Origin of the sequence: Streptomyces sp. NPDC014764 (genome assembly GCF_043082785.1) — a bacterium.
Taxonomy (GTDB): domain Bacteria; phylum Actinomycetota; class Actinomycetes; order Streptomycetales; family Streptomycetaceae; genus Streptomyces; species Streptomyces althioticus.
This window is the reverse complement of the sequence record NZ_JBIBXY010000001.1, coordinates 675979-694934: the sequence shown is the minus strand read 5'-3', so window position 1 is coordinate 694934 and position 18956 is coordinate 675979. Positions and strand designations below refer to the sequence as shown.

At 72.2% G+C, this 18956-nt stretch carries 12 protein-coding genes and 1 pseudogene; 10 read left to right on the top strand and 3 right to left on the bottom strand.

All coding sequences use genetic code 11. From position 1 onward, the window contains the following. The first annotated feature begins 39 nt into the window (after positions 1 to 39). On the top strand, positions 40 to 1617 hold the full coding sequence (locus tag ACF1AG_RS03160; RefSeq protein WP_359602017.1) for a CYTH and CHAD domain-containing protein: 1578 nt from the start codon (positions 40 to 42) through the stop codon (positions 1615 to 1617). Between the two features lie 104 nt (positions 1618 to 1721). Continuing rightward, positions 1722 to 3686: a TIGR03960 family B12-binding radical SAM protein gene (locus tag ACF1AG_RS03155; protein ID WP_359753176.1), complete on the top strand. Its 1965-nt coding sequence runs from the start codon at positions 1722 to 1724 to the stop codon at positions 3684 to 3686. A gap of 94 nt (positions 3687 to 3780) precedes the next feature. Here ACF1AG_RS03155 and ACF1AG_RS03150 read toward each other — a convergent pair whose 3' ends face one another. Then, the gene (locus tag ACF1AG_RS03150) at positions 3781 to 4569 is read right to left on the bottom strand and encodes a DUF2637 domain-containing protein (protein ID WP_359602028.1); all 789 of its coding nucleotides are present in this window, start codon (positions 4567 to 4569) and stop codon (positions 3781 to 3783) included. Positions 4570 to 4833: 264 nt separating this feature from the next. Here ACF1AG_RS03150 and ACF1AG_RS03145 point away from each other — a divergent pair, with 264 nt between their 5' ends. From ACF1AG_RS03145 to obgE, 7 genes are all read left to right on the top strand, one after another. Beyond that, positions 4834 to 5880, top strand: coding sequence for a hypothetical protein (locus tag ACF1AG_RS03145; RefSeq protein WP_391809253.1), 1047 nt, complete (start codon positions 4834 to 4836; stop codon positions 5878 to 5880). Between the two features lie 190 nt (positions 5881 to 6070). Then, a complete protein-coding gene (locus ACF1AG_RS03140) occupies positions 6071 to 6859 on the top strand; it encodes a TIGR03936 family radical SAM-associated protein (protein ID WP_387794542.1) in 789 nt (262 codons plus the stop codon). 261 nt (positions 6860 to 7120) lie between these two features. After that, the gene (locus tag ACF1AG_RS03135; RefSeq protein ID WP_391809252.1) at positions 7121 to 11449 is read left to right on the top strand and encodes a ribonuclease E/G; all 4329 of its coding nucleotides are present in this window, start codon (positions 7121 to 7123) and stop codon (positions 11447 to 11449) included. An 82-nt stretch (positions 11450 to 11531) separates the two neighbouring features. Next, positions 11532 to 12284: a sugar phosphate nucleotidyltransferase gene (locus ACF1AG_RS03130; protein WP_391809251.1), complete on the top strand. Its 753-nt coding sequence runs from the start codon at positions 11532 to 11534 to the stop codon at positions 12282 to 12284. Positions 12285 to 12487: 203 nt separating this feature from the next. Beyond that, on the top strand, positions 12488 to 12808 hold the full coding sequence (gene rplU / locus ACF1AG_RS03125; RefSeq protein ID WP_004931419.1) for a 50S ribosomal protein L21: 321 nt from the start codon (positions 12488 to 12490) through the stop codon (positions 12806 to 12808). 14 nt (positions 12809 to 12822) lie between these two features. After that, positions 12823 to 13077 carry a 50S ribosomal protein L27 gene (gene rpmA, locus ACF1AG_RS03120; protein ID WP_019523100.1) on the top strand — a complete coding sequence of 85 codons (255 nt, stop codon included), beginning with the start codon at positions 12823 to 12825 and terminating at the stop codon, positions 13075 to 13077. A 103-nt stretch (positions 13078 to 13180) separates the two neighbouring features. Further along, positions 13181 to 14626 (top strand): GTPase ObgE, encoded by a 1446-nt coding sequence (obgE, locus tag ACF1AG_RS03115; RefSeq protein WP_359608079.1) that lies wholly within the window; start codon positions 13181 to 13183, stop codon positions 14624 to 14626. Between the two features lie 97 nt (positions 14627 to 14723). Here obgE and ACF1AG_RS03110 read toward each other — a convergent pair whose 3' ends face one another. Together ACF1AG_RS03110 and ACF1AG_RS03105 are read right to left on the bottom strand one after the other, a co-directional pair. After that, entirely contained in the window at positions 14724 to 16901 is a 2178-nt protein-coding gene (locus ACF1AG_RS03110) for an acyltransferase family protein (RefSeq protein ID WP_391809250.1), read from the bottom strand. A gap of 418 nt (positions 16902 to 17319) precedes the next feature. Then, complete coding sequence (locus ACF1AG_RS03105) at positions 17320 to 18309, bottom strand: CDP-alcohol phosphatidyltransferase family protein (RefSeq protein ID WP_359605034.1); 990 nt, start codon at positions 18307 to 18309, stop codon at positions 17320 to 17322. 395 nt (positions 18310 to 18704) lie between these two features. Here ACF1AG_RS03105 and ACF1AG_RS03100 point away from each other — a divergent pair. Next, positions 18705 to 18956 (top strand): annotated as a pseudogene (locus tag ACF1AG_RS03100) (sugar phosphotransferase); the annotation flags it as partial.

Sequence of the window (18956 nt, the reverse complement as noted above, 5' to 3'; positions counted from 1 at the left end):
CCACTGCCGCTCCGCCCCCCGGGCGACTAGATTCGGTACATGGCGGACACCAAGCGCGAGATCGAGCGGAAGTACGAGTCCGACGACGCCGCTCTGCCCGAACTGACCCGCGTCCCCGGCGTCGCGTCCGTGCGCGGCCGGGGCGTCACCCACCTCGACGCCACCTACCACGACACCGACGACCAGCGTCTCGCCGCGTCCTCCGTCACCCTCCGCCGACGCACCGGAGGCGCCGACGCCGGATGGCACCTCAAGTTCCCCGTGGCCCCCGGCGTGCGCGACGAGATCCGCGCCCCGCTCTCCGACACCCTCCCGGACGAACTCGCCGCCCTCGTCCGCTCCCGCGTCCGCGACCGGGAACTGCGGCCCGTGGTCCGCCTCCGCTCCGACCGCGACGTCCGGCACCTCCTCGACGACCAGGACCGGCTGCTCGCCGAGGTCAGCGTCGACACCGTGCACGCCGAACGCCTCACCGGCGGGGGCGGAGAGGCACGCTGGACCGAGATCGAGGTGGAACTCGCCGACGACGGCGACCCCGCCTTCCTCGACAAGGTGGAGAAACGGCTGAGGAAGGCGGGCGTACGGCCCTCGTCGTCCTCCTCGAAACTGGCCCGCGCCCTGGCCGAGACCGAGAACGCCCCGGCCGCCGGATCCCCCGCGCAGGAGGCCGCCGCCTGCACACCCCCCGCCACCGCCCCCGAGGCCGCACCCCGGCACAAGCACCGCCCCCGCCCGCACGGCACCCCCGTCACCGCGGGCGACCACGTCCTCGCCTACGTCCGCGCCCAGCGCGACGCCCTCGTCGAGCTGGACCCCGCCGTGCGGCAGGACGTCCCCGACGCCGTGCACCGCATGCGGGTCGCCACCCGCCGGCTGCGCAGCACCTTCCGCAGCTTCCGCTCCGTCCTCGACCGCACGGCCACCGAACCGGTCGCCGCCGACCTGAAGTGGCTGGCCGCCGAGCTGGGCAAGGACCGCGACCAGGAGGTCCTCGCCGAACGCCTCACCCAGGCCCTCGGCCGGCTCCCCGCCGACCAGGTCAACGGGCCGGTCACCGAGCGCCTCGCCGCCTGGTCCGAGGCCCGCCACAAAGGCGCCCACCACGAGCTCGTCGCCATCCTCGACTCGCGCCGCCACCTCGCCCTCCTCGATGCCCTGGACGCCCTGCTCGCCGACCCGCCCCTGCGCAAGAAGGCCGGCGCCCGCCCGGAGAAGGTCCTCGCCAAGTCCGTACGCAAGGACTTCGGCAAGCTGACAGCGCTCGTCGAACAGGCACTGGAACTGCCGCCTGGCACCGAGCGCGACACGGCGCTGCACGAGGCGCGCAAGAAGACCAAGCGCACCCGGTACGCCGCCGAGGCCGCCGCACCCGCGCTCGGCGAACCCGCCGAGGACGCGGTCCGTGACATGAAGTCGCTGCAGGGCCTGCTCGGCGACCACCAGGACAGCGTCATGGCCCGCCGCACCCTGCGCGAGCTGGCCGCCGTGGCGCACGCGGCGGGGGAGAGCGACTTCACTTACGGGGTGCTGCACGCCGGTGAGGCGCACCGCGCCCGGGTCGCCGAGGAGGCGCTGCCCGAGGCGTGGAGTTCGATCAGCCGGGCGTTCCCGTTCTGAGCGCCGTACGGGAGACCCCTCCGGGCGGGTTAGGCTGGATGGTCACCCGCCCCTGAGGCACCGGCCCGGGGGACCAGCAGTCACCCCACACGAAGGTTCGCGAGATGCCTGCCGAAGCCGCCGAGTCTGTGTTCCCGCAGCTCGAAGCTCTGCTCCCGCATGTGCAGAAGCCGATCCAGTACGTCGGCGGAGAGCTCAACTCCACGGTCAAGGACTGGGACTCCTGCGACGTCCGCTGGGCCCTCATGTACCCGGACGCGTACGAGGTCGGACTCCCCAACCAGGGCGTCATGATCCTCTACGAGGTCCTCAACGAACAGGACGGCGTCCTGGCCGAGCGCACCTACAGCGTCTGGCCGGACCTCGAGGCGCTGATGCGCGAGCACCGTGTGCCGCAGTTCACCGTCGACAGCCACCGTCCGGTCAAGGCCTTCGACGTGTTCGGCCTGAGCTTCTCCACGGAGCTCGGCTACACCAACATGCTCGCCGCCCTCGACCTGGCCGGCATCCCGCTGGAGGCCAAGGACCGCGGCCTCGACGACCCGATCGTCATGGCCGGCGGCCACGCGGCGTTCAACCCGGAGCCGATCGCCGACTTCATCGACTGCGCCGTCATCGGCGACGGCGAGCAGGCCGTCCTCGAGGTCACGCGGATCGTCCGCGCATGGAAGGAGGAGGGCCGCCCCGGCGGCCGCGAGGAACTCCTCCTGCGCCTGTCCAAGACCGGCGGGGTCTACGTCCCCGGCTTCTACGACGTCGAGTACCTCCCCGACGGCCGGATCGCCCGTGTCGTGCCGAACCGCTCCGGCGTGCCGTGGCGTGTGTCCAAGCACACCGTCATGGACCTCGACGAGTGGCCCTACCCGAAGCAGCCCCTCGTGCCGCTCGCGGAGACGGTCCACGAGCGCATGTCGGTGGAGATCTTCCGCGGCTGCACCCGCGGCTGCCGCTTCTGCCAGGCCGGCATGATCACCCGACCGGTGCGCGAGCGGTCCATCACCGGCATCGGCGACATGGTCGACAAGGGCCTGAAGGCGACCGGCTTCGAAGAGGTCGGCCTGCTCTCCCTGTCCTCCGCGGACCACAGCGAGATCGGTGACATCGCCAAGGGCCTGGCCGACCGCTACGAGGAAGACAAGATCGGGCTCTCCCTCCCCTCGACCCGCGTCGACGCGTTCAACATCGACCTGGCGAACGAGCTGACCCGCAACGGCCGCCGTTCCGGTCTCACCTTCGCGCCCGAAGGCGGCTCGGAGCGCATCCGCAAGGTCATCAACAAGATGGTCTCGGAGGAGGACCTGATCCGGACCGTCGCCACCGCCTACGGCAACGGCTGGCGCCAGGTGAAGCTGTACTTCATGTGCGGCCTGCCCACCGAGACCGACGACGACGTGCTCCAGATCGCCGACATGGCCACGCGCGTCATCCAGAAGGGCCGCGAGGTCTCCGGCTCCAACGACATCCGCTGCACGGTGTCCATCGGCGGCTTCGTGCCCAAGCCGCACACGCCGTTCCAGTGGGCCCCGCAGCTCTCCGCCGAGGAGACCGACGAGCGGCTGGCCAAGCTCCGCGACAAGATCCGCGGCGACAAGAAGTACGGCCGCTCGATCGGCTTCCGCTACCACGACGGCAAGCCCGGCATCGTCGAGGGCCTGCTCTCCCGTGGCGACCGCCGCATCGGCTCGGTCATCCGCGCGGTCTACGAGGACGGCGGCCGCTTCGACGGCTGGCGCGAGCACTTCTCCTACGACCGCTGGATGGCGTGCGCGGACAAGGCGCTGGCCGAGTTCGGCGTGGACGTCGACTGGTACACCACCCGTGAGCGCACCTACGAGGAGGTCCTCCCCTGGGACCACCTCGACTCGGGCCTGGACAAGGACTGGCTCTGGGAGGACTGGCAGGACGCCCTCGACGAGACCGAGGTCGAGGACTGCCGCTGGACCCCGTGCTTCGATTGCGGGGTCTGCCCGCAGATGGACACCGAGATCCAGATCGGCCCGACGGGCAAGAAGCTGCTGCCGCTGACGGTCAAGAACGCGGGTCCGGTGCCGAGCGGTCACGCGCACTGACCGCGGCCCGGACGGCCGGGCGCAGTCATGGAACGGAGCAGCGGCCCCGCACGGGGGCCGCTGCTCCGTTTCGCATGGGTGCGCGATATGCGGGTCACGGGACCTGGCGGCCGTTGAACGGGCGGACGCGGTGGCGGGGGCTGACCGTGCGGCGGGGCGGGCGGGTGAGGGTGATCTGGCGGACCAGCTGCTGGAAGCAGGCCAGGGCGGCGACGCCCGGGAGGGCCGCGGCCGCCGTGTCCGTCACGGTGCGGGGCGCCTGGGCCACGCACAGCAGGACCGCGACGGAGGAGAAGAGCAGGACGACGAACCAGGAGTGCAGGGCGCGTCGTTGGTGGAGGGCCGCGCGGAGGATGGAGAGGGAGCCGGCCAGCCAGGGGCCGTACACCAGGATCGGCCACCAGGACGAGGAGTCGCCGCTGCTGTGCGCCGTGGTGACGAGGAGCAGCGGCTCGTACGTGACGACGCCGCTGAAGACGCTCACCATCGACACGGTGACCGCCGCCATCGCGGCGATGGCGTAGCTGGCGACGCGCAGGGCGTCGGGGCGGGGCCGCGGGGGCTTGCGGTGGCCGCGCGGCGCGGAGCGCAGGGGCGGCAGTTCGGCCGTGATCTCCTGCAGATTGCCCATGGGGCTGCCGGCCGGGGGAGCGGTGACCGAGGTCTCCTCGCGCGGCGGCGGCACCGTGGGGGTGGCGTACTCGTCGGTGCGGGCCTCCTGGAGGAGATAGGCCAGTTCCTCGGCCGGGTCCCAGGGCGGCACGGCGGGCTCGACGGGCTCCGCGTAGACGGCTCCGGCCCGGTGCCGGCCGGTACCCATTTCGGTGAACGGGTCCGCTGCGTCGGCGTTGTACCAGAGCGGGTCGTAGCGTTCATCATTCATGTCAGGATTGATTCATCGGGCCGGCGGGAGCACTCAACAATGGTTGTGCGAAGTGCAGTTGGGGCGGAGCTGACCTGCTTGCCTTCATACAGCGACTAACGGCGGCACTTTCACTTGGATGCGCGGCGAATGAGTGAACGGCCATAGCGACAATTGGTTTGTCGAAGGCTCCGAATTTCCTTTTTTCGATGGGCCTTTCAGCATATGAAGAGCCCGCCGGGGCGTGTTCGGATCCGCGCGGGCGTCCCCGGCGTCCTCGCAGGTATGGATCTGGAGAAGTCGCGGGAGCAGCAGGCCGGAGAGGGGTGCCTCGTCGTCGCGCTGCGCATGCCGGTGCGGATCGTGGTGCTCGTGCTGGTGGTGCCGGTGCGGATGGTGTGGGACGCCCTGGTGGTCGCGGGGCGGTTCCTCGACCGCAGGGTGTTCCGTCCGGTGGGGCGCGCGCTGGCATGGGTGGGGCGCGCGGTGTTCGTGTGGCCGTTCGTCGCGCTCTGGCGCTGGGTGCTCGTGCCGCTCGGGGCCGCGCTGCGGTGGCTGGGCACGGTACTGGTCGTCGTCCCGGCCGGGTGGCTGTACCGGAGGGTGCTGACGCCTGTCGGGCACGCCCTGGTCCGGCTGGGGCACCGGCTTCTGGTCGTGCCGTCGGTGTGGCTGTACCGGTGGGTGCTCACTCCTGTCGGGCACGCGCTGGCGTGGTGCGGCCGGGGGCTCTTCGCACTGGCCTCGCTGATCGTCGCCGGGATCGCCACGGCCCTGTACTGGACGGCCCGCGTCCTGGTGGTGTGGCCCGCCCACGCCGTGTGGCGCTGGGTGCTGGCGCCCGTCGGCCGGGTGCTGTCCGTCGTCGCGCGGGAGGCCGGGGCGGCCCTCGGGCACGCCTGGCGGGTCGCGGGGTACGTCTCGCTCGCCGTGGGACGGGCGATCGCCGCCGTCTTCCGGTGGACGGTCGTGGAGCCGGCCCGCTGGGTGTACCGGACCGTGCTCGCGCCCGTCGGCCGCGCCGTCCGTGACGCGGTACTGAGGCCGGTCGCGAACGCCGCGCGCAGCGTGGGACGCGTCACACGGGACACCCTCCGTTCCGTCCGTGTGACTGCCCGTCAGGTCCGCCAGGACGTCCGGCGGGCACTTCTCGGTGATCGCCGGACGGCAGGTAAACGCGGCGGTCGGGAGGTGAAGGGTGCTCCGGCGGGCTCCGGCGGGTGCGTCTCCTTCGACGCTCCCGCCGCCCGGCATGAGGACGGCATGCCCGGTGCGGCCTGGGGTACCGGAGCGGGTACAGGCGGGCAGGGAGAGCGTCCCGCCGGCTGGTGACGCCGGGGAACCGGCGTCCCCACGGGCACGTACCCTGAAGGGGACACGGTCCCGGCGCCCGGCCGGGCCCGCCGGGGCCGTCCCGTACGGCCGTACCCTGGAAGGGGAAGGCGCTCCCCGCGCCCCCTTGCGACAAGGAGAAGATCCACTGGGCAAGCGACAGCCCGAAGGCCCGCCGCCCGCACCCGCGGTGCAGCGCATCCGACTGCGCTACACCAAGCGCGGCCGCCTCCGGTTCACCAGCCACCGTGACTTCCAGCGTGCCTTCGAGCGCGCGCTGCGCCGCGCCGACGTGCCCATGGCGTACTCGGCCGGTTTCACGCCGCACCCGAAGGTGTCGTACGCCAATGCCGCACCCACCGGCACCGGCAGCGAGGCCGAATACCTGGAGATCGCGCTCACCGAGACACGGGACCCCGAGCCTCTGAGGGCCCTGCTCGACGAGTCGATGCCCGCCGGGCTCGACATCGTCGAGGCCGTCGAGGCCCGCACCTCCGGGCTGGCCGACCGGCTCACGGCCTCGGTGTGGGAGCTGCGGCTGGACGGCGTCGCCCCCGAGGACGCCCGCCGCGCGGTGGACGCCTTCGAGGCGGCCGGGAGCGTCGAGGTCCAGCGCCGCATGAAGAACGGCATCCGCACCTTCGACGCCCGTTCCGCGGTCGCCTCCCTCGAAACCGTCGGGGAATACGCCGCGACGGACTCCTCGCCGGCTGATAGGCCGACCGACCGGCCCTGTGCGATACTGCGGCTGGTTGTTCGGCACGTGACGCCTGCCGTACGACCCGACGACGTCCTGTCCGGTCTCCGCGCCGTGGCCGACCTGGCGCCGCCGGTCCCCGTAGCGGTGACCAGGCTGGCGCAGGGGCTGTTCGATGAAGAGACCGGCACGGTGACCGACCCGCTCGCGCCCGACCGCGAGGCAGCAGCGACCGAGCCGCACACGGCCGCCGCCACTGCCGCCGCGACGGCGCCGGCGTAAGGAAGGTCCCGCGTAGGGACGGACGTCGTAAGCGCCGCCCTCGAACTCGGGAGCCACCTGGGTCGGGCAGCGCACCGACCAGAAGACTTTCGCCAGGCCGTACGCATTCGGCGTACGGAACCGGCGAGACAGGACACAGAGAGCTCCCGAGCGGCGCCCGCGCCCCGGACGGCGGCCACCGCGCACAGCGCGGGCCGCGGACGTCACCGGCATCGCCGGACCAGGCGCGGCGCCCGGGAGCCTGACGGGAGAAACGCCCGCATGCTCGAACCGACCGAGAACGAGCCCACCGAGGGCTCCGAACCGAACACCCCCAGCGACACCCTGCCGCCCCGCCGGCGACGCAGGGCCGCGTCCCGCCCGGCGGGCCCGCCCGCCGCAGCGGAGGGCAGCACGGCGGAGACCGTCACGCCGGCCATACCGGCCGCGGAGGCGCCCGCCGAACCGGCGGAGACGCCCCAGGCCGCCGAGGGCGCGACCGACATCCAGCAGGAGACCGGGGCCGCCCCCGCGCCCCGGCGTCGCCGTGTGGTCCGCCGCGCGGCCGCGCCCGCCGGAGCACCGGCGTCCGCGGAGGCTGCCGAGACCGTCGTCCCCGCCGCGCAGCCCGCGTCCGAGACCGCCGACGCCCCGGCCGAGCCGGCCGCCGCTGCGACAGAGGACGCTGCTCCGCGCCGTACCCGGCGCCGTGCCACGCGCACCGTGACCGCACCGGAGCCGGCCGCCGGTACTCCGGCCGCCGACGAGACCGCCGTGGCCCCCGAGCCCGCCGACGCCCCGGCCGAGCCGGTCGCCGCCGTGACGGAGGACGCTGCTCCGCGCCGTACCCGGCGCCGTGCCACGCGCACCGTGACCGCACCGGAGCCGGCCGCGGGTACTCCGGCCGCCGACGAGGCCGCCGTGGCCCCCGAGCCCGCAGCGGCCCCCGAGACCGCCGACGCCCCGGCCGAGCCGGCCGCCGCTGCGACGGAGGACGCCGCTCCGCGCCGTACCCGGCGCCGTGCCACGCGCACCGTGACCGCACCGGTGACCGAGGCAGCGCCCGAGACCCCCGCCGAGCCGAAGGCGGAGGAGCCCGCTGCGGAAGCGGCGGAAGAGACCGCCCCGGCCCCGGAGCCCGCCGCCGACACCGAGGACGCCGCCCCGCGCCGCGCCCGCCGCCGTGCCTCTCGGCGCGCGTCCGCGCCCGCCGGTGCTCCCGCCGCCGACGCGACGGCCGACGCCGTCGCCGCACAGGGCGACGACGAGACCGAGCAGGCCGCCCCGACCACCGAGGAGGCCCCGGTGACGGAGAACGACAAGCAGGACGAGACCCCCGCCGCGCAGACCCCCGCCGAGGAGGGCGGCCCGCGCCGCCGCCGGCGCGCCGTCCGCAAGGCTGCCGCCGGGTTCGCCGAGCCCGCGCGCCCCGCACGCGGCGCCGAGGCCGAGGACAGCGACGACGCCCCGCGTCGTCCCGCGCGTCCCGCCGTCGCCGTGTTCCAGCCGCCGGTGTTCACCGAGCCCCGCTTCCAGACGCCGGAGCGGGCCGCCGCCGAGGCCGCCGCAGGACTCGCCGAGCCCGCGGAGCCGGAGGAGGAGTCCGAGGAGCTCCCGGAGGAGCAGCCCACCGCCTCCCGTCGTCGCCGTCGCCGCAAGGGCGCCTCCGACGAGCCCGAGGCCGCCGCTCCGGCAGCCGCCGAGGAGACCCCCGAGGCCGACGCCGAGGAAGCTCCCGATCAGGCGGAGGACCAGGCCGACAGCGACGAGGGTGACGACCACGACGACCACGAGTCGTCCGGTTCGCGCCGTCGCCGTCGCCGTGGTGGCCGTCGCCGCCGCCGTGGCGACTCCGCCGACGCCGACGGAGGCGAGCAGCAGGACGGCGACGCCGAAGCCGCCGAGCGGGCCGGAAGCGAGCAGTCCGCGCAGGACGCCGAGGACACCGACGGGCAGGGCGACGAGGACGCCGACGAGCGCGAGGAGCCCGAGGACAACGGCGGTTCCAGCAGCAGCCGTCGCCGTCGCCGCCGTCGTCGCCGCGCCGGGGACAGCGGCGGGGAGCCCGAGCCGTCCGCCGACGACCCCGAGCGCACCGTCGTCAAGGTCCGCGAGCCCCGTCCCCCGCGGGAAAAGGGTGCCGAGCCGTCCGACGAGGTGCAGTCCATCAAGGGCTCCACCCGTCTGGAGGCCAAGAAGCAGCGCCGCCGCGAGGGCCGCGAGCAGGGCCGCCGGCGCGTGCCGATCATCACCGAGGCCGAGTTCCTGGCCCGCCGCGAGGCCGTCGAGCGCGTCATGGTGGTCCGCCAGCACGGCGACCGCACGCAGATCGGCGTCCTGGAGGACGGCGTGCTCGTCGAGCACTACGTCAACAAGGAGCAGGCCACCTCGTACGTCGGCAACGTGTACCTGGGCAAGGTGCAGAACGTGCTGCCGTCGATGGAGGCCGCCTTCATCGACATCGGCAAGGGCCGCAACGCCGTGCTCTACGCCGGAGAGGTCAACTTCGAAGCGCTCGGCATGTCCGGCGGACCGCGCCGCATCGAGTCCGCCCTGAAGTCCGGGCAGCCGGTGCTCGTCCAGGTCACCAAGGACCCGATCGGCCACAAGGGCGCCCGCCTCACCAGCCAGGTCTCCCTTCCGGGCCGCTACCTCGTGTACGTCCCCGAGGGCTCGATGACCGGCATCAGCCGCAAGCTGCCCGACACCGAGCGGTCCCGGCTGAAGACCATCCTCAAGAAGATCGTCCCCGAGGACGCGGGCGTCATCGTGCGCACCGCGGCCGAGGGCGCGAGCGAGGAGGAACTGCGCCGGGACGTCGAGCGGCTCCAGGGGCAGTGGGAGGAGATCAAGAAGAGGTCCAAGAACGGCGGCACCGCTCCGACGCTGCTGTACGGCGAGCCGGACATGACCGTCCGCGTCGTCCGGGACATCTTCAACGAGGACTTCACCAAGGTCATCGTCAGCGGTGACGAGGCCTGGGAGACCATCCACGGCTACGTCTCCCACGTCGCGCCCGACCTGGCCGACCGCCTGCAGCGGTGGACCAGCGAGGTCGACGTCTTCGCCACGTACCGGATCGACGAGCAGCTCGCCAAGGCGCTGGACCGCAAGGTCTGGCTGCCCAGCGGCGGTTCGCTGGTGATCGACCGGACCGAGGCGATGGTCGTCATCGACGTCAACACCGGCAAGTTCACCGGCCAGGGCGGCAACCTCGAGGAGACGGTCACCAGGAACAACCTGGAGGCGGCGGAGGAGATCGTGCGCCAGCTGCGGCTGCGCGACCTCGGCGGCATCATCGTCATCGACTTCATCGACATGGTCCTGGAGTCCAACCGGGACCTGGTGCTGCGCCGTCTGCTGGAGTGCCTGGGCCGGGACCGCACCAAGCACCAGGTCGCCGAGGTGACCTCGCTGGGCCTGGTCCAGATGACCCGCAAGCGGGTCGGCCAGGGCCTGCTGGAGTCGTTCTCCGAGACCTGCGTCCACTGCAACGGCCGCGGTGTCATCGTCCACCTCGACCAGCCGTCCTCCTCCGGCGGCGGCAAGCGCCGCAAGCGCGCCCGGGCCGGCGCGGCGGACCAGCCGCACGAGCACGAGATCGCCGCGGAGACGCCCGAGCAGGAGGCCGAGGCCGAGTCGGAGACGCCGGCCGAGGTCGCCGCCGAGGTGGCCGAGCCGGCCGCGCTGCCGGCGCCCGAGTTCACGCCGGACGAGGAGCTGTACAGCAGCGCCGCCGAGGCGGAGGCCGCCGCGTCCCGGGGCCGTACGCGCCGCCGGGCGAGCCGTCGGGCCTCCGCGCCCGCGGGCTCCCCGCAGCACGACAGCGCCAAGGGCGGCCGCAAGCGGGCCGAGGAGCGCGCCGAGGAGCCCGCCGCCGAGGAGACGCAGACCGTCCCCACGGCGCAGGACGTGACGGCCACCGAGGAGGCGCGGCGTCCCGTGCAGCCCGAGTCGGCCGCCGAGGCGCTGGCCGAGCCGGCCGCCGCCGAGGACGTCGTGGTGCCGCAGGCCGAGGAGGCCGCTCCCAAGGGCCGCACCCGCCGCCGGGCCACCCGCAAGGCGACTGCCCCGGCCGGTTCCCCGGCGGGCGCCGAGGCCGCGGTGGTGACCGTCGCCGAGTCCGCGAGGACGGAGGAGGCGCCGAAGGCCGAGGAGACCCCGGCCGAGGCCGCCGCCCCGGAGGCCGCCCCCGAGGCGGCCGCCCCGGCCCGTCCGCGGCGTCGCGCGGTGCGCAAGCCGAGCACCTCGACCGCGTCCGAGGACACGGCCGTCGTGGTCCTGCCGTCCGCCCCGGCGGACGAGCAGAAGCCCGCCGAGGAGCCCGCCGCCGAGCCGGAGGCCGACCGGGCCGCCGAGCCCGTCGAGGGTGCCGAGGAGGCCGCTCCGGCCAAGAAGGCCGCCCGCAAGACGGCCAAGAAGGCCACGGCGAAGAAGGCCGCCACGAAGAAGACGACGACGGCCAAGAAGACGGCAGCCAAGAAGACGACGACGGCGGCGAAGAAGACCACCGCCAAGAAGTCGACGGCGAAGAAGGCCACGACGAAGAAGACGGCCGCTGCCGAGCAGCAGGCGCCCTCCTCCGTCACGGCCGCGGCCGACGAGAGCTGACCAGCGTCTACGCTGTGTGGTCCTGTCCCCCGCGGGGGACAGGACCACACGCTTTTTCAGTCCCCGAAGGAGAACGACCGCGATGATAGGCCTCGTGCTCGCGGCCGGCGCCGGCCGGCGTCTGCGCCCGTACACCGACACGCTGCCCAAGGCCCTGGTGCCGGTGGGCGCGGAGGGCGACCCGGACGCCGCGACCGTCCTGGACCTGACGCTCGGCAACTTCGCGGAGATCGGGCTGACCGAGGTCGGTGTCGTGGTCGGCTACCGCAAGGAGGCCGTGTACGAGCGGCAGGCGGCGCTGGAGGCGAAGTACGGGCTGAAGCTGACGCTCATCGACAACGACAAGGCGGAGGAGTGGAACAACGCCTACTCGCTGTGGTGTGCGCGGGACGCCCTGAAGGGCGGCGTGATCCTGGCCAACGGCGACACGGTGCACCCGGTGTCGGTGGAGCGGACGCTGCTGGACGCGCGGGGTGACGGGAAGCAGATCATCCTGGCGCTGGACACGGTGAAGAAGCTCGCCGACGAGGAGATGAAGGTCGTCGTCGACCCGGAGAAGGGCATGCGGCGGATCACGAAGCTGATGGACCCGGCGGAGGCGACCGGTGAGTACATCGGTGTGACGCTGATCGAGGGCGGGGCCGCGGAGGCGCTGGCGGACGCGCTGAAGGCGACGTTCGAGCGGGACCCGCAGCTGTACTACGAGGACGGCTACCAGGAGTTGGTGAACCGGGGCTTCCGGATCGACGTGGCGCCGATCGGCGACGTTCCGTGGGTCGAGATCGACAACCACGACGACCTCGCCCGCGGACGGAAGATCGTCGCCGGTCACTGAGCGGCGCGGGCGCACGGGGGTCCGGTTTGACCCCCGTGGCTCCGGCCCCGTAACCTTGACCGTCGGCGTGTCCATCGGGACCGCCACATCCCCGTAAACCTCTTCCTCCCGGACGCGGGCCGCGACCGGGAGAGGTCGCCCGCGTATGTGCGTGGGCGACTGGCCTGCGGGGGTGCCGTTCTTCGAGTGAGAGTGAGATCCGCGTGTACGCCATCGTGCGCAGCGGTGGTCGCCAGCACAAGGTTGCTGTCGGCGACATCGTCGAGGTTGACAAGATTTCCACCGCCAAGGTCGGCGACACGGTCGAGCTCTCGACCCTGCTCGTCGTCGACGGCGACGCCGTGACCAGCGACCCGTGGGTGCTGGCCGGCATCAAGGTCCAGGCCGAGGTCGTGGACCACCACAAGGGCCAGAAGATCGACATTCTGCGCTACAAGAACAAGACCGGCTACCGCCGTCGTCAGGGCCACCGCCAGCAGTACACGGCGATCAAGGTCACTGAGATCCCCGCGGCTGCGAAGTAAGGGACTGAGGAGAGATGGCACACAAGAAGGGCGCATCGTCCACCCGCAACGGTCGTGACTCCAACGCTCAGCGCCTCGGCGTGAAGCGCTTCGGCGGTCAGGTCGTGAACGCGGGCGAGATCCTGGTCCGCCAGCGCGGCACCCACTTCCACCCGGGCGCCGGCGTCGGCCGTGGCGGCGACGACACGCTGTTCGCGCTGCAGGCCGGTTCGGTGCAGTTCGGCACCGCTCGTGGCCGCAAGGTCGTGAACATCGTTCCGGTCGCCTGATCGGACACTTTCGCGAGGCGGACCTCACTTCCCCTACGGGAAGCGGGTCCGCCTTTCGCGTGTTACCCAAGAGACAACCCCGTAGTAACTGGAGGCACATTCCATGACCACCTTCGTGGACCGCGTCGAGCTGCATGTCGCCGCGGGTAACGGAGGTCACGGCTGTGCCTCCGTCCATCGCGAGAAGTTCAAGCCGCTCGGCGGCCCCGACGGGGGCAACGGCGGACGCGGCGGCGATGTGATCCTCACCGTCGACCAGTCCGTGACCACCCTGCTCGACTACCACCACTCGCCGCACCGCAAGGCCACCAACGGCAAGCCCGGCGAGGGCGGCAACCGCTCCGGCAAGGACGGCCAGGACCTGGTCCTGCCCGTGCCGGACGGCACCGTGGTGCTCGACAAGGCGGGCAACGTGCTCGCCGACCTCGTCGGCCACGGGACCTCCTACGTCGCCGCCCAGGGCGGCCGCGGCGGGCTCGGCAACGCCGCCCTCGCCTCGGCGCGGCGCAAGGCGCCCGGGTTCGCGCTCCTCGGCGAGCCGGGCGACCTGCGCGACGTCGTCCTGGAGCTGAAGACCGTCGCCGACGTGGCCCTCGTGGGCTACCCCAGCGCCGGCAAGTCGTCGCTGATCTCCGTGCTCAGCGCCGCCAAGCCGAAGATCGCCGACTACCCGTTCACCACCCTGGTGCCCAACCTCGGTGTGGTGACCGCCGGTTCGACCGTCTACACCATCGCCGACGTCCCCGGCCTGATCCCCGGCGCCAGCCAGGGCAAGGGCCTGGGCCTGGAGTTCCTGCGCCACGTCGAGCGGTGCAGCGTCCTGGTGCACGTGCTGGACACCGCCACCCTGGAGTCCGACCGCGACCCCGTCTCCGACCTCGACGTCATCGAGGAGGAGCTGCGCCAGTACGGCGGCCTGGACAACCGGCCGCGGCTCGTCGTCCTCAACAAGATCGACGTGCCCGACGGCAAGGACCTCGCCGACATGGTCCGCCCGGACCTGGAGGAGCGCGGCTACCGCGTCTTCGAGGTGTCCGCCGTGGCCCACACCGGTCTGCGCGAGCTGTCCTTCGCGCTCGCCGACCTGGTGGCCAAGGCGCGCGCGGCCCGGCCGAAGGAGGAGGCGACCCGCATCGTCATCCGTCCCAAGGCGGTCGACGACAGCGGCTTCACCGTCACCCGCGAGGAGGCCGGCGGCGAGCTGGTGTTCCGGGTGCGCGGCGAGAAGCCCGAACGCTGGGTGCGGCAGACCGACTTCAACAACGACGAGGCGGTCGGCTACCTCGCCGACCGGCTCAACCGCCTCGGTGTCGAGGAGCAGCTGATGAAGGCGGGCGCCCGCGGCGGCGACGCCGTCGCCATCGGCCCCGAGGACAACGCCGTGGTCTTCGACTGGGAGCCGTCCGTCACCGCCGGCGCGGAGATGCTCGGCCGCCGCGGTGAGGACCACCGCTTCGAGGCCCCCCGCCCGGCCGCCCAGCGCCGCCGCGACCGCGACGCCGAGCGGGACGAGGCGGAGCGGGAGTACGACGGCTTCGAGCCGTTCTAGTCCGCACGGCGCACCGCACGCACGACACGCGAACCGAGAAGGGCCCGTTCCGAACGGAACGGGCCCTTCTCGGTTCGCGTGTCGTGCGTGCGGTGGCTCAGTTGCCGGGCGTCCGGCTCAGGTCCGCCCCGAAGAGCCGCAGCAGCCGCTCCTCCACCACCGGGGTCAGAGCCTCGACGTAGGCGTCCGCCAGGTGGCCGTAGTCCCGGTACACCAGCGTGTTGCCCACCACGACCGGGCAGTTGCCGGAGGGGGCGCATACCCAGGGGGCGGGGTCGATGACCGCCACGTCCTCGGCGGCCGCCGCCTCGCGGATCGCCTTGGTCACCGAGGGCTGCTTGTCGGACTCGGACAGCTTGTTGGCGCACGTGGACAGGTCGTCCGGGTTGGCCACCGCGCAGTCCACCGAGTTGTTCTTCGGCCAGGGGTTGTCCAGCAGCGTGAGCACGCGCGTACGGCCCCGCTGGAGGATCCGGTACGTCTCCGCCTGGCCATCGCCCCACTCGGTGGCGGTGTCGCCCTCACCCCACAGCTTCGCCGAGTTGGAGCTGGAGGTGACGACCAGATCGGGCTGCATCGCGCGGATCTTGTCGATGGTCACCTCACGCCAGTCGTCGCAGGACGAGTAGGGGCCGTTGTTGTAGGCGATGGTGATGTCGGCGACCTTGCAGGCGTTCTTGGTGAACGAGTACAGCTTCCAGCCGTGCTCGCGGGCGATCGCGTCGAACGCCGGGAACCACTGCGCGACGTGCGAGTCGCCGAACAGCACCACGCTGCGGTCGCCGTCCTTGTCGCCGTACAGGCACGGCTGTGTCTGCTTCTCGTCCGACATGGTCAGCGCGCAGTCGTCGTTGTAGACGGCCGTCCGCTTGTACGCCACGTCGTGCACGCTCGGCGAGAGGTTGGACGGCATCTTGTCCGCCGGGTCCTGCAGCAGCCGGGTCAGCGCCGCCTGCGGGTCGGGCGCCTGGGCGATCGCCTCCTTGGTGTTCTGCTGCGCGCCACCGGAGGACAGGCTCGGCGGGAACTGCGCGGCGACCAGCGCGGCCACCGCCGCGACCGCCGACAGACCGAGGCCCAGCGACAGACCACGGGCCGCGTGCGCCTTGAACGCCCGGTGGAACCGCATCGGGTCCTCGACCAGCTTCAGCGTCAGCCAGGCCAGCACCAGGCCGCCCAGGGCGGCGATCAGCCGCAGCGGGCCCTCGTGCTCGCCGAACCCGGCGGCCGCGGGCACGATGACGATGAGCGGCCAGTGCCACAGGTACCAGGCGTACGAGACGCCGCCGACCCACACGGCGGGACGCAGCGACAGCACCAGGCCCGCGCCGTACCGGCCGCCCGCCGCACCGCCGGCCAGCACGGCGGCCGCGCCGAGCACGGGGATCACGGCGTTGTGGCCGGGGAAGACGGTGTGGTCGTCGAACGCCACCGCCGCGTAGGCGATGGCGGCCAGGCCGGCCCAGCTGAGAACCGCGGCGACCGGGCGCGGGATGTCGTTCAGCCGGTGCGCCACCAGCGCCAGCAGGGCGCCCACCGCGAGCTCCCAGATGCGGCCCTGCGAGCCGAAGTAGGCCCAGGACGGGGACGTCTCGGTGAGGTGCAGGTTCACAGCGAACGACGCGGCGGCGAGGGCCAGCAGCGGGATCGCCAGCAGGGCGCGGCGCCGGAAGATCTTCAGCGCGACGATCAGCAGGACGGGCCAGATCAGGTAGAACTGCTCCTCCACCGCCAGCGACCAGAAGTGCTGGAACGGCGAGGGCGGCACGTCCGTGTTGAAGTAGTCGGTGCCCGTCTCGGCCAGGCGGAAGTTGACGACGTACCAGGCGGAGGCGATGGCGTCCTTGGCGTAGTCCGCGAACCGCAGCGGGCCCAGGAACAGCCATGACCCGGCCAGCGTCGCCATGACGACCAGGGTGGAGGCGGGCAGCAGGCGCATGGCCCGGCGTGCGTAGAAGCGGCCCAGCGCGATCCGGCCCTCGCGCTTCCACTCGCGGAGCATCAGCGAGGTGATGAGGAAGCCGGAGATGACGAAGAAGACGTCCACTCCGACGAATCCGCCGGCCAGGGACGACACACCCGCGTGGGCCACCACCACGAGCGTGACCGCGACGGCGCGCAGTCCTTGGATGTCCAGCCTCAGTCCGGCGCCGCCCGCGGCGGGGGCGGGCCCGCCGCCGGACGGCGGTGCGGGCGAGCCGCCCCGCGTGTGGGGGACGGACGGGGCACCATCTGCTGACGGCCGCGGTGGGGACGCGAGATCGCGGGCGGACAATTCGGGGATTCTCCTTGCTCGGGGAGCGTCTGCGAGACGTGAGAAGTCTGCGACACGGTCCGGGGCCAGGTGCCGCCGGGACCAGCCGACTCCGGATGATCGACGCGGAGTCTGACGCCCGAGCGTATCTCCGCCCGAGCAGGGAACCGTCGCATCTTCCGTCGCATTGTCGTAACAAGTGAGATCCTGTGCCGGGTCGGCGCACTCTGCCGGGGCGACACGCGGAGAAGAATGACGTAGATGTTCCGGGTGAATTCCGTGTCCTTCTCGAGGAGATCCCGCACCACGGAATTCACACTGTCCGGGAAGTGCGGGCAGGTCCCGTCCCGGAACACGTCCAGCCGCTCGGTGAACACCTGTTGAGCGACTGGACGGACTCCGGCACCGGGATCCTGTCCGCCGGGAGGGACGCCCCCTCTCAGACCAGCGTGGCCTGCTCCGACGGGCTGGACGTCTCGGACCTCATCTCGGCCTCCAGGCGGTCGTACCGGGCCATCGTGCGCTGGAAGGCGCGGGTGGCCAGGAGGAGGCGGTAGACGACGAGCACCTCGAAGGCGAGGAGCAGGGCGCCCGCGGCGACCGTCGGCCAGAAGATCGCGTTGAGCAGCGGCGCGACGATGAAGATCGTCATCTGGAACTCGATGCCGCTGAACAGGTGGATGCGGATCCGGTGGCTGACGAGGAAGTCGCGCAGACGCACGTACCCGGGCAGGCGCGTGATGAAGGTCTTGGCCGGGGGCACCACGTGCGCGGGGGCGGCCGGCGGCGTGGAGGCGGCCGCGGAGGCGTCGCCGGCCGTCGGCTGGGCGGGGACCTTGGCGGTGCCCTTCACCGGGGTGTCGTCGGCCTCGTCGTCCGAGCCGTTGTCCTGGGAGGTGTCGATCAGGCCCAGTTCCTCGGCACGCTCACGCTGGCGCCGCCGCATGTTGAGGCGGACCTTCCATATCTCCAGCGCGTCCATGTAGCGGAGCATGTCGAGGAACACCACGGCCACGGCGAGCCATATGTAGGTGACGTCCTCCGTCCGCTGGTACTGCCCGCCCATCAGGGCGATGGCGCACACCAGCACGCGGACGCGGTCGAAGATGTAGTCGAGCCAGGCGCCGAACGCCGAGCCCTTCCCCGTCAGACGGGCGAGCTTCCCGTCCATGCAGTCCAGGATGAAGCTGACGTGATAGACGACGGCTCCGGCCACCAGCCACTGCCAGTCACCCTGGGCGAAACAGGCCGCGGCCCCGATGCCGAGCACCAGGGCGGCCCAGGTGATCTGGTTCGGGGTCACCCGTGTCCACATGGCGGTCCAGCGGACAAGAGGGGTGGCGACGGGATCGACCAGGAGAACGGTCCACCAGGCGTCTCGCTCTTTTTCCGTGAGGCGGCGGACTTCGGGGAGTGAAGGTACACGCATGACCGTAAGTCTGCATGCTCGCCCGAACACTCTGCGCTCAAACGCGAGTGTGTGCTACGTCACGAAAATGATCGCCGGGTGGCCGTGAACGGTCGGAATCTCATGAGGAGCGGATAAGTCCGAAGAATACCCTTACGGGAGATGTAAGGGCCGGAATTGACGGTCGCAAACGCGAGCAACGAAGGTGTGAACTCCGTCCGTCGTGGCGGCCCATGTCATCGAACAGGAATGTGACACCGTTGCTGTAAACTTCCCCCCTGCGGCTTGACCCTGGAGGAGCCTCGAGCGCTCCGCGTGTGGCGCCGTATGGGGGTACAGCGCTCGTTGCCGCTGGTCGCCTTGATGCCTCCATCATGTAGGCCACGTCGGGACTCGCCGAAAGGTTTGGGATTGAAGTGAGTGTGCGTACCCGCATCGGAAGCAGTCTGAAGTCGCGCACCAAGAGCGCGATGCAGGCGCAGAAGCGCCGGGCGTGGTTGTTGCGGGTCACGCGGCAGCGGCAGGGTCTGCTGCGGTCCGACGCGGGTGTGCGTCAGGTCTCCTTCGACGGCGAGCCGCTGTGGGGGCGGGTGGTCGACGGGTTCACGGCGGCCGACGCCGCCGCGGACAACATGGCCCTGGTCGCCGACGCGCTGGAGCGTGCGGAG